A 15851-nucleotide genomic window follows, 5' to 3' on the forward strand; every position below is an offset into this window, starting at 1 on the left:
TACTTGTGCTGATATTATGCATAACTATGCCGCTTAGAATTATTATTTATTTTCGTGTAGCAGATTGGAAATTGGTTTGTAAATAAGCATAGTTACTACAACGTGAAGCGCAAGTTTAATAATATTAAACGGCAGTAATGCTGGAATAATAAGAGATGCGACTTGTGCAATAGATATGTGCGCATAAAGTGGTGTAATAACAAGATTTCCAACTATTGCAAGAGCGATAGCAATAATTGATCCTGCCAAAAGTCCGATTATTGCGCCTTTTCTGGTATGCATTTTTTTGTAAATTAATGCCGCTGTGACGCTAGCTCCTAAAGATACTAGCACTGCCATAACTGTGCCTAGTGGATTGGTAAATAAGTGCGGTGCGAAACCTAGTATGCTTACTATTGCTGCAGCTGCAGGACCATATGCGAATCCTGCAACTAGGCATACTATTCCTGAAGGATCATATTTTAAATACGACAAGTCTGGAATAAGTGGAAATTCTATGAAACTTACAGCCATTGAAAGTGCCACGAATAGAGCGTATTTTGCGATTTTTTCACTAGACCAGTTAGAGTTCTTTGCATAAGTTTGGTGATTATTTGTATTAGAAATGCCCATGATGGGTCTCCGTTTCTTTCATCCGGACTGTAACCGTTGGCTTCGGAATTTAACCGAATCAGCAGCTTGTAGGCCGCTCGCGGGCTTCAAAAACGCATGAAACACGTATTTTGTTACCGCCAGTAAGGATTTTCACCTTCCCTGAAACTAACTATTCTTTTGTATCTCATGCTAAGAACATTGTTGTAATAATTGTGTGGCGAGGGTAGGTGCGAGAATACAAGTATGAGCAATACGAGTGCATCAAAAAAAATTAGTACTAATAACGCAACTAGCATTGATAAATTAGCTATTGTTGTTGTCACTTATAAGCGTCAAGAGCTTTTGGAGAATTTATTCCATTCGTTTGAATGTTTAAAAGAATGCCCTTGGCGTATTGTCGTTGTTGACAATGAGTGCAGTGACAAAACTGGCGAAATGGTTGCTCGTCTTGAAGCTTCTTTAACTAATCGTTGGGGTAAAGCTCAAAAAGATTGTGAAGGCAATGAACTTCATGTTGTGTATGCTCCGCAAAATGAAAATCTTGGTGGTGCTGGCGGCTTTAGTGCTGGTGTTAAAAAAGCTTACGAACTTGGAGCTAAGTGGTTCTGGGTTATGGATGACGATGTTGAAACAGTGCCTGAATCTATTGAGCGTCTTGCTCCTTGGACTAAGCGTCACGCTGTTGTTCAAGGAAGTCGTTTAGATTATGACGGTGGTAAATTCTATTGGCAGTACGATTTTTTGGTTCCTCTTGGTATTCCAAATCCTATTGCTCCTGCTGCTTTCGGCGCAGCTGGATACAAAGTTATGAATACGATGTGTTTTGAGGGTGGCTTGATTCGTCGAGATATAGTTGAAAAAATCGGCTTCCCGGATTCGCGCTACTTTATTTACTGGGATGATACTACTTACGGGTATCTTGCGAGTAAAGTTACGAACCCTATTGTTGTTCCGGATATTATTCTTCGTCGCACTCGTGATATTCCTAATTGGGATATTGCAGGAGTGCGTCAGCTAAATTCAACATCGGACATGAATCGTTATCATATTATGCGAAATAGAGGCTTTATGGCTCGCTACTTTATGGTTCATGGCGATTTTCGTCCGTTTATGTTTGCGCTTGGAACTGCTTTAACAGCTGCTAAAGAGATTATTCGCTTGATTGCTGTAGATCGTGAGCATATTATTTCGGGCATTGGTAAATTGTTTACCGGCTGGATTGATTCTCGAAAAATTTTGCACGATCAAGACTGGAAACCTATGCCTTCGTTGAAGTAGAAGTTAGTAAACAGTAAGCGTGTCGTATCAGATATACGATAGAATACTGGTAATTGTCCATACAGCACACATTCAGAGGGGAGTGTTAGTGAAATGATTGACACTGCACAAGCATTTGGCGTCGATATTGGTGGCTCCGGTATTAAGGCTGCTCCAGTAAATTTGGAAAAGGGAGAGTTCGCAGAACCTCGATACAAAATTCTCACTCCTGCGGTTTCTACGCCTCAAGCAGTTGCAGATATTGTTCGTCAGCAGCTTGAACATTTTGAAGTGCCTGCAGATGTTCCTGTTGGAATTGCGTTCCCTGCTCCAATTAAGCCTGGTAAGAAGCTCGATTTTATGGCAAATCTTGATCAGTCTTGGATTGGTGTTGATGTTACTGAAGTCTTTAGCGAGGCTTGTGGTCGTCCTGTAACTGTAGTTAACGATGCTGATGCTGCTGGTTTAGCTGAGCAGCGTTTTGGTGCAGCAAAAGACAAGGATGGCTTGGTTATTGCTACTACTCTTGGCACTGGTATTGGCACTGCTTTGATTTACAACGGTGTGCTTATTCCAAACACTGAGCTTGGTCATATTCAGCTTGAAAAAGGTAAGGGCGATGCTGAGAAGTACGCTGCTTCTTCTGTTCGTGAAAAGTTGGATATGGGCTATAAGAAGTGGGCCAAGCGTTTGACTAAGTACTACGGCTTGATGGAAAAGTATTTCAACCCAGATTTGTTTGTTGTAGGTGGTGGCGTTAGCCGCGTAAGCGAAAAGTTCTTGCCGCATATCGATATTAAAACTCCTATTGTTGTTGCAACATTGCATAATGAGGCTGGAATTATTGGTGCAGCCTACTATGCAATGCAAAAAGTGCAGCAAAACTAAAAAAATAACTAAATATTATTTGTTTCTATTGAGCTGGGTGAGCAGTTTATGCTGCAGCCCAGCTTTTGTTATGCCAAGTGTTAGGGTAGTTTCGTGCGATTTTCTTCTAGAGTAGATGTGAGTGAGCCAAATCCTATTATTTTAGCTCAGCGAAAAGCTATTTTTAATGGCGTAAAGCTTACTAAATTAAACGATTCCAATCCAACGTCTCACGGCTTAGCTCCTAAATGTTTAAGCGGACGTTACACAGCAGACCCTAGAGGTCCTAAGGAAATTCGCGATATTCTTTCAAACTTCATCAATAAGCGAGATAACCGCACTGAAAAGTCTGTTCCATCAAAGCTTAATCCAGATCAGCTTTATGTGCTTTCTTCAACTTCTCAAGCTTACGCATGGCTTATGATGCTTTTATGCGATGCAGGGGATGCCGTTATGGGACCAACTCCTGGATATCCTCTTATAGAGTCTATTGCGCGCTTGCAATGCGTGAATGCAATACCGTATCCTTTGCACTATGATGGTTCTTGGACTATTGATATTGCGCGTGTTAGAGAACTTTTAGAAGATGCGTCTTTGCGTATTAAAGCTCTTGTGCTTATTAATCCAAATAATCCTACAGGCTCATATGTTAAGCCTGAAGAACGTGAAATACTATTGCAATTATGCCGTGATAATGGTGTTGCGATTATTGCAGACGAAGTATTTTATGAATATTCGCTTGAACCTTTTGCTGGAAATGCTCGTCTTGCTGGAGAATCTTCTACTTTAGTTTTTGCGCTTGATGGATTCTCCAAAATGCTTGCTGCTCCTCACGCAAAAGTTGGTTGGATTGAAGTTTCAGGTCCTAAAGATGATGTTTATGAAGCACAAAAAAGGCTTGACGTTATAGCGGATGATTTTTTGCCTATTGGTAATACTGTTTCTGAGCGAATACCAGAATTATTGCAATATACATCTTCTCAAAGCGCTATTGTACGAAATCGTGTTATTAATAATCTGCATACGCTTCGAGAAACGTTGGCATCCACGCCTAAATGCTGTGTTAGCGCGTTGCGTGCAGAAGGCGGATGGAATATTTTATTGCGTGTGCCATCTTGCATTGACGATGATGTATTATCTTTGAGATTGATGAAAGATTATAATCTAGTTTCTCAACCTGGATATTATTTCGATATGCCAGTTAATGGGTATTTAGCGTTGTCATTATTGCCAGAGCCGCAGCAGTTTAGTAGCGGATTACATGCGCTTCTTCGAACTGTAGATGCATTGTTAGAAGAATAGTAATTATATAAATAATTATTTAAAACAGTGTCATCCAACTTCTAAACGCAAACCATAAGTTTGGATTAAAACGAAGCGTGCTGTCTTCACGTCCTGTAACAAACCAACTGAGTACAGCAATAGCAATAGAAGCAAATAGCAATATTGCTACAAGTAAGCGTATTGTGTAAGCAATAGTTTTTTTATGTAAAGAATTTTCTGATTGCAAAGTGGACGCATATTCTAAAAGCAAGCTAATGCCAATTGCGGCAGCTATAGCAAAAGCCCACGCAAAATCAGCAATATATCTCCATCCGATACCAGCTTTTAAGCTGTCAAAAACAATAAGAACAAGCCCAACTATTATAGCTGTTACGCTTGTGCGCCAAGCAATATGCGTGCGGCAGCGTTTTTTCATAATAAATACGCATATTATGCCAACTAATGCCAATGGTGAAAGTGTAAACATTCCGCCAATCATAGGCTCTGCATATTGCCAACGGTCAAATGCAATAGGTTGAATACCAATCCAAGGAAAAGTTGGAATAAAACGCAAAGGTAGCGCAATATAGCTAAAAATAGACGGCAAAATATTTTGTGCTGGCAAGCGCATAGTCGTCATGTCAGTAATAGTTATTTGATACTCATTGCCAAAATTTAACAGTGAGCCAAAGCGCAAAAGATTATAAATGCCAAATGGAACTGCAGTAATTACGCATGGTAGTATCCAAGCTACAAAATATTTAAAAGGCTTAATCCATGAAGAAACTTGTTTCCAGTTGCGCAAAATATTTGGTAAATCTTTTTCTATATGTGAATAAATTGCAGGAAGTGCAAAAAGAACAGCTATGGAAAAAGTAGGTCTGCATCCTAAATTTAATGCAATAAAGAAAGAACCTAAAACAATATTTAGCAAAGAGTGCGTTCTATTAAAACCTAGGTAGCACCACAATCCAAGAGATGTGAAGAAAAGTGAGGCTGCCATAGGTACGGAATAAAATGACGTTCTAAACCACAAATACACTGTATTTGAAGTAATGAAGAATAAAGCAAGAACAATAGATGTCGTTCCTAAAGATACTTTTTTTGAAGTCTGCTCAATAATTCGAATAACCAATAGGGAGCCTGCGATAAGAAAACCAATTAAGAATATTATCGTAGCTACTGTTGTTGGAAGCATAGAGCCTTCAGGAGTCCATAGTCTTGAAATAATGCGATAAGGCAAAAATAGCAATACTGCAGGAAGCACTCCAAAGTAGGAATACCAGTGACCTTTGTAGTATGCGTAATCCCAGTACATATGTTGTACTGAGTGGTTTAACAAATTATTTCTAGCCGTAGGATCGTAAGGATTTTGCAAGTGTTCTAATTCATTAGGAACAGGAAGATTTAAATGCACTTGACCTTTTAACAATGCGTCTGCAGTGTGAGCATATTGATCAAAATCATATGCATAGTTACCATTTGTGTAAAAATGCATAGGAGTTGCGTTTCGTAAATTCCAAAAAATAGTTATCAAACCAACAGCAATAAATGGAAGAAGAGAAGCAGCAAAGCAGCAACGTTGAATAAGACTATGAGTGTTAAGTTTAATTTTCCAAAGCTTGGACCAAGGATTCCAAAGCGTAACAAGAAATGCAAAAATAGCAAGTATTAATACGCGACCCCATGACCACCTAAAAGGCACTCGAACGTTTGCTCTTGAGTCTTCAATATTTAATATTGATCCTATTGGATGTTGCAGCCACACTCTAACAATGCAAGATTTTCCTACTGCTTGTTTTGGAAGTTTAAGCAAAGATGGGTTTAAAGAAGCAGTGTTTGTGCTTTGAGGTTTGCTTAAGTATTTGTTTGCTTCAACTAAAACATTGATGTTTGAAATAAGATTATTATTTTTGCTTTTCTTTTTAATAATCGCAGGCTCTAAGCGAATATAAGGCGAACTTCCGTCGGATGTTACTTCTAAATATGCTTCTGAAGGATCCGTTATAAGAATGCCGCCGGAATTTAAGCGTCTAATTCCAGAACCTATATCGTTGTGCGCAGAAATACTATCTGTGCTTCCTGTAACGCTGCTCCAAAATGGCAGATTTCCAATAGAACATTCAAATAAGGTTATAAGAATTATTACGATGAATGGTATTCGCAAAAAATGTAGCGCACGTTTTATGCAATGATTGTCAATTTGATTGCTTATACGGCTGCTGCTACTATTCGCCGTATTTGGCAAAGTCTTAGACGCGTACGTTGAAATCACTGCTTAACCATTCTATTGCACAATTCAAGTAATTCAGTTCAATATTTTACTCTTCGGCAACTAAATCGAGATATTCGTCATTCCACAAATCTTCGTCGCCATCAGGCATGAGTAGCACTCGCTCAGGTTGTAATGCTTGAACTGCACCCTCATCGTGTGTAACAAGAACAATTGCTCCCTCATACTTTGCAATAGCTTTAAGTATTTCATCTCTAGATGCTGGGTCCAAGTTGTTAGTAGGTTCGTCCAGCAGTAGCACATTGGCTTTGGAAGTTACTAGTGTTGCAAGTGCTAGACGTGTTTTTTCGCCACCTGAAAGCACTCTGGCAGGCTTCATTGCGTCGTCGCCGGAAAACAGGAAGCTGCCAAGCATAGAACGTGCTTGCGTGTCATCCAGGTTTGGTGCAACGTGCTGAAGGTTTTCCAAAACTGTAGAATCCAAGTCTAATGTATCGTGTTCCTGCGCAAAATAACCGATTTTGCATCCGTGTCCGTATTGAACTTCACCAGTATCTGCTGTTTCTTCTCCTGCCAAAATTCGTAATGTTGTTGTTTTTCCAGCACCGTTATAGCCTAGAATGACAACGCGTGAACCTTTGTCTATAGCAAGATTAATTCCAGCGAAAACAATATTAGAGCCATACGCTTTGGAAATATCTTTTGCCATAATAGGAGTTTTTCCGCATGCAGCTGGTTCTGGAAAACGAATATCTGCAATTTTTTCTTGTTTTTGAGCTTCACTTGTTTCGCTTAATAAGCGTTCAGCTCTTCGCATCATGTTTTGAGCAGCAACTGCTTTTGTAGCTTTTGCGTGCAAGCGAATGCCTTGTTTCATAAGGCGTTCAGCTTTCTTTTCTGCAACTTCTCGTTCGCGACGACGTCTTTCTTCGTCTACTACGCGCTGATGCAAGTATGCTTTCCAACCCATTGAGTACATGTCTATTTTTGCAAGTTGCGCGTCTAAATGCCATACTTTGTTTACTACTTCGTCTAGTAATTCTGTGGAGTGAGAAATTACTAGGAATCCACCTTCAAATCGTTTAAGATAATTGCGAAGCCATATTATTGAGTCTGCGTCTAAGTGGTTTGTAGGCTCATCGAGAATTAATGTGTCTGCATCAGAAAACAGAATTCTAGCAAGTTCTATGCGACGACGTTGACCACCTGAAAGTGTGCCTAAAGCTTGTTGCATAACTTCTTGTGGAAGTCCCAAGCTTGTTGCCATAGATATTGCTTCAGATTGCACTGAATAACCGCCTGCTTTTTCAAAATCTTGCATTGCTTTGTCGTAGCGGTTCATAGCTTTAGTCATTATGTCTGGATCTGGATCTGTCATTTCTTTTTCCGCTTTGCGAATACGTGAAACGATAGAAGCAATATCTCGAGCGCTCATAATGCGATCTATAACGCTTTGTTCTGGGTCTGCTGCGTGTGTGTCTTGAGGTAAGTAGCCTAAACCTCCACTAACTCTAACCAAGCCTCCTGCTGGCAGCATGTCTCCTGTAATAACGCGAGTAAGCGTAGTTTTGCCTGCGCCGTTTCTGCCGACTAAACCGATCTTATCTCCCTTTGTGACGTGAAAATCGGTAGGATTTAACAGCGTTCGCGCACCAATCTGAATGGTTAAAGCTTGTGCGTCAATAGGCATAATGTCTGTTCCGTTCCCCAAAATTTAGGCTGCTATTATTTATTACTTATAAAAGTCATAACCAAACTCACTATTATACTGCTTACTGGTAACGAATACAGCATGTGGTTGATATTCAAATACTTTACTTTTTCGAACACTTGTTCTATAATTTTCTTGTTAGTAATAAAATTGGGTATTGGTTGGGAATATTCAAGTGATTATGGGGAAGTGTGGAGGTAATTGTGTCAGAACGTGCGAATGAACAAAACGACTCGTTGCAAGAATTGCTTGATAATGCTCCTATGCGCGCTAACAACGGTACTTTTATAGCTGATTTATCTAGTATTCCTTCTGAATGGAAAATAACTATCCAGGGTGCTAGAGAGCACAATCTAAAAAATGTAAGTTTGTCGATTCCTAGGAATCGTATGGTTGTTTTTACTGGTCTTTCTGGATCTGGTAAGTCCTCGCTTGCGTTTGATACGCTTTTTGCAGAAGGTCAGCGACGCTATGTTGAGTCGCTTAGTGCTTATGCTCGCCAATTTTTAGGACGTATGGATAAGCCTGATGTTGATTTTATTGAGGGCTTAAGTCCTGCTGTTTCTATTGATCAAAAAACTACGAATCGCAATCCTCGTTCTACTGTTGGAACTATTACAGAAATATATGATTATTTGCGATTATTGTTTGCTAGGATTGGTGTTCCTCATTGTCCTGAATGCGGTCAAATAGTAAGTTCTCAAACTCCTCAGCAAATGACAGATTCATTGCTTGCTATGCCAGAACGTACAAGATTGCAAATTCTTGCTCCAGTAGTTCGTGGGCGTAAAGGAGAATTTAAAGATACGCTTGAGCTTTTACGCTCAGATGGCTATGCTCGTGCGATTATTGACGGGCAAATGCATGAGCTTTCTGAAGATATTACTCTTACTAAACAGAAGAAACATACAATTGAAGTAGTAGTAGACCGTTTAGTTATTAAAGATGGCATTCGTGTTCGATTAACTGATTCGATTGAAACAGCATTAAAACTATCTAAAGGAGTAGTAATTGCTGATTTTGTTGACGAACCAGAAGACTCACAAACGCGTCGTAAATCATTTTCGGAACATCGTGCATGTCCAAACAATCATCAATTAGAGCTTGATGAGATCGAGCCTAGAACATTTTCATTCAATGCTCCTTATGGTGCTTGCTCGGAATGTTCTGGCATTGGATACAATCTCGAAATTGATCCTGAACTTGTTATCCCGGATCCAGACAAATCTCTTGCGCAGGGAGCGATTGAGCCGTGGGCAATGAATAAGTCAGCTGGAATGTATTATCAGCACATACTTTCAGGACTTGCTAAAGATTTGCATTTTGATATGAATACTCCGTGGAAGGATCTAGCGGAAGACGTTAAACATGACATCATGTATGGTCATGATTTCACAGTTCAAGTTTCCTACACAAATAGGTGGGGGCGTCAGCGTGAATATTCTACTGGCTTTGAAGGTGTAGTTCGTACGCTTATGCGCAAACATGACGAAACTGATTCTGATCAAATGCGTCAATATTATGAGTCGTATATGCGTGAAGTTCCATGCCAAAAATGCAATGGAAAGCGTTTACGTCCAGAAGTTCTTGCTGTTACAGTATCTAATACTTCCATAGCTGAAGTTTGCGATATGCCAGTAGAGCGAAGTCTAGCATGGGTAAATGCTTTGCATTTGGATGGTTCTCAAGCAGTAATTGCAACAGAAATATTAAAAGAGATTCGTGCTCGACTTGGTTTTTTGAACGATGTAGGTTTAAGCTATCTTACTCTTTCCAGGGCTGCAAAAACTTTGTCTGGTGGAGAGGCTCAACGTATTCGTTTAGCTACTCAAATTGGATCAGGTTTAGTTGGTGTTATGTACGTGCTTGATGAGCCGTCTATTGGATTGCATCAAAGAGATAATGAGCGTTTGATTGCAACATTGCATCATCTTCGAAATCTCGGTAATACGCTTATTGTTGTCGAGCATGATGAAGATACTGTTCGCCAGTCTGATTGGCTTGTTGATATTGGTCCAGAAGCTGGAGAGCATGGAGGAGAAGTAGTATATTCAGGTCCGTCTGATGGAATTATTAAAGCTCAGCGTTCAATTACTGGAGATTATATTGCTCACAGACGCTCAATAGATGTGCCAAAACAACGTCGTAGTGTAGATGAAAATCGTATGCTTCATATAATTAATGCCCATGAGCATAATTTAAAAAATATTGATGTAAGCATACCTTTGGGAGTATTTACATGCATAACTGGTGTATCTGGATCTGGTAAATCAACACTTATAAACTCAATTTTGTATCCAGTTCTTGCAGACAAACTAAATGGTGCTCGAATTGTGCCAGGAAAACACAAACGTATTGATGGTATTGAGCTTTGTGACAAAGTAGTGCATGTTGACCAAAATCCTATAGGAAGAACTCCTCGTTCTAATCCAGCAACTTACACTGGTGTTTGGGATAAAATACGTTCATTGTTTGCTCAGACTCCAGAAGCAAAAGTTCGTGGCTATGGTCCTGGTCGCTTCTCGTTTAATGTTAAAGGAGGCAGATGTGAAGCATGCCATGGTGACGGTACTTTAAAAATAGAAATGAACTTTTTGCCTGACGTATACGTAGAATGTGAAGTTTGTCATGGTAAACGTTATAACCGTGAAACTTTGGAAGTTACATATAACGGAAAGTCTGTTGCAGATGTTCTTAATATGCCTATTTGTGAAGCTGCAATATTTTTCAAAGCATATCCTTCTATTTCTCGATATTTAGATACTTTAGTAAAAGTTGGCTTGGGCTATATTCGTCTTGGTCAAAGCGCAACAACACTTTCTGGCGGTGAGTCTCAACGAGTAAAGCTTGCTACAGAGCTACAGAGAAGATCTACTGGTAAAACAGTTTATATTCTCGATGAACCTACTACTGGACTACATTTTGAAGATGTTAGGAAACTTCTAGCAGTTTTACAATCTCTTGTAGATAAAGGCAACAGTGTTATTGTAATTGAACATAATCTTGATGTTGTCAAATCTGCAGATTGGATTATTGATTTAGGTCCAGAAGGAGGAGATAAAGGCGGAACATTAGTTGCGGAAGGTAGTCCTGAAAGCGTAGCGCGTAATGACGAGAGTTGGACAGGTAAGTTCCTTAAGCAAATGTTACATTGAGTGTCCAAAAAGTTACCGATTTGTAATTTGCGAACTTAGAAATTTACTCGACAAATCTTATGAATAGTTGCATAAATTTTGTTTAGGAAAGGAGGTGAAAATGAAAGATAATGATCTTAATAAAAATTCTTATAAAGCATATGATTTGCAAGAAGAAAATAAGATGAGAGATAGTGAAAAATGGCGTAAAACGCAAGAAATGATAGATGAACAGTTTTCGAAAGATTCATCATTTGACAATGAAAAAGTAAATGCATTAGGAGCGCCATTGCTTGGTGATACACGTGATTTATTCCGTCCAGCTTCTCGTGATATTCCAGCGCAACCTGGAGTATACAAGTGGCGTGATGGCGAGGGGCGAGTTATTTACGTTGGAAAAGCAAAAAATTTACGCAATCGTTTAGCGAATTATTTTCAACCTCTTTACCAACTTCATCCTAGAACTCAATCTATGGTTCTTACAGCTCGCAGTTTGGAATGGACTGTTGTAAGCACTGAATTTGAGGCTCTTACACTTGAATATACTTGGATTAAAGCTTTTAATCCAAGGTTTAATGTAGTTTTTCGTGACGATAAAACATATCCTTATGTTGCAGTTTCGCTAGAAGAAACTTTTCCAAGAGTATGGATTACTAGAAATCGTAGTGCACGTCATGCTAGATATTTTGGTCCGTATGCAAAAGTGTGGCCTCTTCGTCATAGTTTAGATTCTTTACTTAAAACTTTTCCTATTCGCACATGCTCATCCTCTGTTTTTAACAAAGCTCATAGGACTGGTAGGCCTTGCCTATTTGCTTCTATTGGTAAATGTTCAGCTCCTTGTATAGGAAACATAGATCCTATCGAACATCGCAAGATGGTAGAGCATGTAGTTGGCATACTTACAGGCAGTATTGGAGAGTCTTATATTTCACAAATTAAGAACGAGATGAAAGAAGCAAGTGAAGAGCTAGAATTTGAGCGTGCAGCTAAATTGCGTGACGAAATTGCTGTTTTGAACACTATTTTGCAACAAAATGCAGTTGTGTTTGACAATGATGTAGAAGCAGATGTTTTTGGATTCTGCGGAGATGAGCTTGAAGCGTCAATTCATGTATTTTTTGTCAGAGCTGGAATGATTCGTGGAGAGAAAAATTGGTCAGTAGAACGAAATGAGCATATTAGTGACAGTGATCTTATAGCTGATTTATTAACTCGCGTATACGCAGAATATGAGCAAAATTACACACAAAACCATGAAGATACTATTAGCATTAAGAAAGTTCGCGACGCTGTTAGCTCTACGCAACAAGCTACTGCAACTGATGTAATATTGCGAGCGCAAGCTACTAAAACTCGTCGTGAACGTCAAGGGAGAACAGGTCGTGAAGATTTACTTGCTCCTATTTCGCCTGTTCCTCGTGAGATTATAGTTCCAATTAAAATTTCTGAAGAACGTAAGCAAGAGCTTGAATTGTGGCTTAGCAATATTCGTGGTTCTCAAGTAAGTATTAGAGTTGCAGAGCGCGGAGAAAAACGTGCTCTTATGGATCGTGCAAACGATAATGCTAGTCAGGAATTGAAACGCATAAAATCTAGCCGTATTAACAGTATAGATATGAGAACAGAAGCTATGAATGAAATAGCAAAAGCGCTTGGAATGAGTAAATCTCCTTTGCGAATTGAATGTTATGATATCTCAAATACAGTTGATGGCAGTTATCAAGTTGCTTCTATGGTTGTTTTTGAAGATGGTGTTGCTCGTCCTAGTGAGTACCGTCATTTTGCGGTTCGAGGTGAACACGGTGATGGTAAAACAGATGATTTAAGTGCTGTTTATGAAACATTATTGCGAAGGTTTAAGCATAAAGATGTTTATGAAGAAGATAAGCTTGATACATCGGATTCATCAGATACATCTGGCTCATCTGACTTATCTGACATTAATATTTGTGATTCCAACAGTGTTTCTAATAAGCATTTTTCAGGTAATTCGTTGACTAATGCGCGGCATTTTGCTTATAAGCCTCAATTAATTATTGTCGATGGAGGAAAAGAACAAGCAAAAGCTGCTAAAAGAGCTATGAAAGATGCTGGCGTAAGTGATATTACTGTTTGTGGTTTAGCTAAGAAACTTGAAGAAGTGTGGCTTCCTGACGAAGATTATCCAATCATTTTTAAGAGAAGCTCAGAAGGATTGTATTTATTGCAGCGCGCTAGAGATGAGTCTCATCGTTTTGCTATTTCGTATCATCGTAAATTGCGAAGAAAAGGTTCATTGCATTCTACTTTTGATGCTATTCCTGGAATTGGAGCAGTGTATCGCAAGCGTTTGCTTACATCTTTTGGTTCAATAAAATCTTTGAAAAATGCTTCATTAGAAGATTTGCAAAGAGTACCTGGAATTGGCGAGAATAAAGCAAAAGCTATATACAATGCTTTGCGTAAAAATAATGATAAGTAGCTTTTGAATTACTATGAGTCTTACTATGAGTCGCAACTCGTCAGCATAAGGCACTAGCCTAAGAAGTATGTCTCAGGAAATTGAAATTGGTTTGGGCAAAAAAGCCCGAGTTGCATATTCGCTTGACGATATTGCTATTGTTCCTTCGCGCCGTTCGCGTGATCCTCAAGCTGTATCTACTTCATGGCAAGTAGATGCTTACACGTTTGATATCCCAATTATTGCTGCTCCAATGGATTCGGTTACTAGCCCGGATACTGCGATTGCAATTGGTCAAATGGGCGGTCTTGGAGTTCTTGATCTAGAAGGTTTATGGACTCGATATGAGAATCCAGAACCTTTGTTAAAAGAAATAGCTGAGTTGCCGTCAAATATTGCAACCCGCCGCATTCAGGAGATTTATACTGAGCCAATCAAACCAGAATTGATTGCAAAACGTTTGCATACAATCAGAGATGCTGGAGTGACAGTAGCAGGAGCTCTTTCTCCACAACGCACGCAAGAATTGTATAACACTGTGCTAGAAGCTGGTGTTGATTTATTTGTGATTCGCGGAACAGCAGTATCTGCTGAACATGTTTCTAAGGATCATGAGCCTCTTGATTTAAAGAAGTTTATTTACGATCTCGATGTTCCTGTTATTGTTGGAGGCTGCGCGGATTATACTTCTGCTCTTCATTTGATGAGAACTGGAGCTGCAGGTATTTTAGTCGGATTTGGTGGCGGAGCAGTATCTGCAACCATGAATACTTTAGGTGTGCAAGCACCTATGGCTACTGCGATTGCGGATGTTGCTGAAGCTCGTAGGGATTATATGGATGAATCTGGCGGTCGTTACGTGCAAATTATTGCTGATGGCGGAATGGGTAATTCCGGCAGCTTTATTAAGGCTCTTGCAGTTGGAGCTGACGCAGTTATGCTTGGTACTCCATTAGCTCGCGCAACTGAGGCTCCTGGTCATGGCACTCATTGGGGTGCTGAGGCTCGTCATTCGTCACTTCCTCGTGGCATGCGCTCAAATGTTGGCACTGTGGCTCCGCTAGAGAATATTCTTTTCGGCCCAAGTCATGAAGCAGATGGTACTACAAACTTTGTTGGTGCATTGCGCAGAACAATGGCTTCTACAGGTTATGTTGATGTTAAGAGCTTCCAGCGTTGCAGCGTAGTATTTAATCCATTCCATCAGGATATTCGTTAGTGTTATAAGTATGATGCTTATTGCATAAAATATGGCGGTTCAGTAATTTGCTCTGAACCGCCATTTTTGTTTTCAAAATTGTTATATCTATATGAATATTCTATTGATTTATGCATAAATATGATTTTTAGCTATATTTGTTATTCTTTTAAACCGTAATGTGTATAATTCAACACGCATAAAATCGTTTATTTTCAATAAAAACGACGAATATTTTGTAATTTATCCACATTTTTATTAATTACGCAGTTAGAGAAAAATTACGTTGTAAGCTTTTATCTAAACTCGTTTAGTTTGTAGGAATATAAGCTTAACAAGTTTTAAATAACAACAGTTTTAAATAATTGTTAAAGCGGGAGAGAAATATGAAGATAGATTTTGCTGATGCCTATGGCATGGATGATAACGACTACAGTGATGATGAGCTGAAAGATAAGTCTTCAAAGGCAAAGAAAAACAATGACGAGGATCCTCCAAATGTTTTCTGTAGATCTCGTATTGGATTGCCTGTATATGAGGGTGAAGTTAGTGTTGGCTTTTCTCGTGAATGCTTGAAATACCATGTTGGAATGTGCTATTTCGACAGTAGAGATGAGCAGGCTTTTGTTAATTTAGCTTTAAAAACTTGTCAAATTGCTTGCATAGCTGCAGATATTTCTAGAGGTAGGCCTATTTCCCCAGCAATGTCGCAGCTTTTAACAAAAAGTTGTATTACTAAATTAACTAACATGTGGAAACTGATGGATGAGTATTTCACTGATAATAACGATTCGGAAACTCGCTCTGCTGTGCGTAGTTTTCCTGCAGTTCCTAGTTTGTTTAATGGAATGTTAGTCAGCCCGAATCATTTTGAAGGTGTTGTGCGCATTTGTGCAGGACCTGTGAAATACTGGGCGTCGCTATCTTTGCAATTGAAAAATAATCGTTGGATTTGCACATATGCGGATCTAGGATAAAATCGTCGCTTATAATAGGTAGCTGAAATAAGACATCTATGATAATGCGTTTGAAGACTTATATATATATATTCAAAAAATATGAACCCCTTATTGCTTGATTTGTTGATTTTCTAACAATTTTAGCAATAAGGGGATTTGTTTTTTAAAGATTAAATATTCTAACTTGTACGA

Annotated in this window: 10 protein-coding genes and 1 riboswitch; of the genes, 7 read left to right on the plus strand and 3 right to left on the minus strand. The window is 39.1% G+C overall.

The features are described 5' to 3' along the window. Window positions 1–42: 42 nt before the first annotated feature. Window positions 43–612 (minus strand): ECF transporter S component, encoded by a 570-nt coding sequence (locus ACJV2T_RS05205; RefSeq protein WP_415682957.1) that lies wholly within the window; start codon window positions 610–612, stop codon window positions 43–45. A gap of 6 nt (window positions 613–618) precedes the next feature. Next, window positions 619–765, minus strand: a riboswitch (FMN riboswitch). Between the two features lie 72 nt (window positions 766–837). On the opposite strand from ACJV2T_RS05205, the gene ACJV2T_RS05210 reads away from it, so the two are divergent. The 3 genes from ACJV2T_RS05210 to ACJV2T_RS05220 all read left to right on the plus strand — a co-directional run bounded on the left by ACJV2T_RS05210 (window position 838) and on the right by ACJV2T_RS05220 (window position 4020). Beyond that, window positions 838–1872 (plus strand): glycosyltransferase, encoded by a 1035-nt coding sequence (locus ACJV2T_RS05210; protein WP_415686832.1) that lies wholly within the window; start codon window positions 838–840, stop codon window positions 1870–1872. 93 nt (window positions 1873–1965) lie between these two features. Next, window positions 1966–2739: a polyphosphate--glucose phosphotransferase gene (gene ppgK / locus ACJV2T_RS05215; RefSeq protein ID WP_415682959.1), complete on the plus strand. Its 774-nt coding sequence runs from the start codon at window positions 1966–1968 to the stop codon at window positions 2737–2739. Window positions 2740–2832: 93 nt separating this feature from the next. Then, window positions 2833–4020 carry a pyridoxal phosphate-dependent aminotransferase gene (locus ACJV2T_RS05220; RefSeq protein WP_419399348.1) on the plus strand — a complete coding sequence of 396 codons (1188 nt, stop codon included), beginning with the start codon at window positions 2833–2835 and terminating at the stop codon, window positions 4018–4020. Between the two features lie 19 nt (window positions 4021–4039). On the opposite strand, the gene ACJV2T_RS05225 is transcribed toward ACJV2T_RS05220, so the two are convergent. Together ACJV2T_RS05225 and ACJV2T_RS05230 are read right to left on the minus strand one after the other, a co-directional pair. Continuing rightward, window positions 4040–6256 (minus strand): beta-carotene 15,15'-monooxygenase, encoded by a 2217-nt coding sequence (locus ACJV2T_RS05225; protein WP_419399349.1) that lies wholly within the window; start codon window positions 6254–6256, stop codon window positions 4040–4042. 46 nt (window positions 6257–6302) lie between these two features. Further along, entirely contained in the window at window positions 6303–7904 is a 1602-nt protein-coding gene (locus ACJV2T_RS05230) for an ABC-F family ATP-binding cassette domain-containing protein (RefSeq protein WP_419399353.1), read from the minus strand. A gap of 284 nt (window positions 7905–8188) precedes the next feature. Here ACJV2T_RS05230 and uvrA point away from each other — a divergent pair, with 284 nt between their 5' ends. The 4 genes from uvrA (at window position 8189) to ACJV2T_RS05250 (ending at window position 15677) form a co-directional block, all read left to right on the plus strand. Further along, window positions 8189–11080 carry an excinuclease ABC subunit UvrA gene (gene uvrA, locus ACJV2T_RS05235; protein ID WP_419399354.1) on the plus strand — a complete coding sequence of 964 codons (2892 nt, stop codon included), beginning with the start codon at window positions 8189–8191 and terminating at the stop codon, window positions 11078–11080. Between the two features lie 100 nt (window positions 11081–11180). Further along, window positions 11181–13523 carry an excinuclease ABC subunit UvrC gene (gene uvrC / locus ACJV2T_RS05240; protein ID WP_419399350.1) on the plus strand — a complete coding sequence of 781 codons (2343 nt, stop codon included), beginning with the start codon at window positions 11181–11183 and terminating at the stop codon, window positions 13521–13523. Between the two features lie 67 nt (window positions 13524–13590). Continuing rightward, window positions 13591–14721 carry a GuaB3 family IMP dehydrogenase-related protein gene (locus ACJV2T_RS05245; RefSeq protein WP_004108887.1) on the plus strand — a complete coding sequence of 377 codons (1131 nt, stop codon included), beginning with the start codon at window positions 13591–13593 and terminating at the stop codon, window positions 14719–14721. 365 nt (window positions 14722–15086) lie between these two features. Further along, the gene (locus ACJV2T_RS05250) at window positions 15087–15677 is read left to right on the plus strand and encodes a hypothetical protein (protein WP_415682963.1); all 591 of its coding nucleotides are present in this window, start codon (window positions 15087–15089) and stop codon (window positions 15675–15677) included. Window positions 15678–15851 lie beyond the last annotated feature (174 nt).

Origin of the sequence: Gardnerella phocaeensis (genome assembly GCF_048545075.1) — a bacterium.
GTDB classification, from domain to species: Bacteria; Actinomycetota; Actinomycetes; order Actinomycetales; family Bifidobacteriaceae; genus Bifidobacterium; species Bifidobacterium vaginale_J.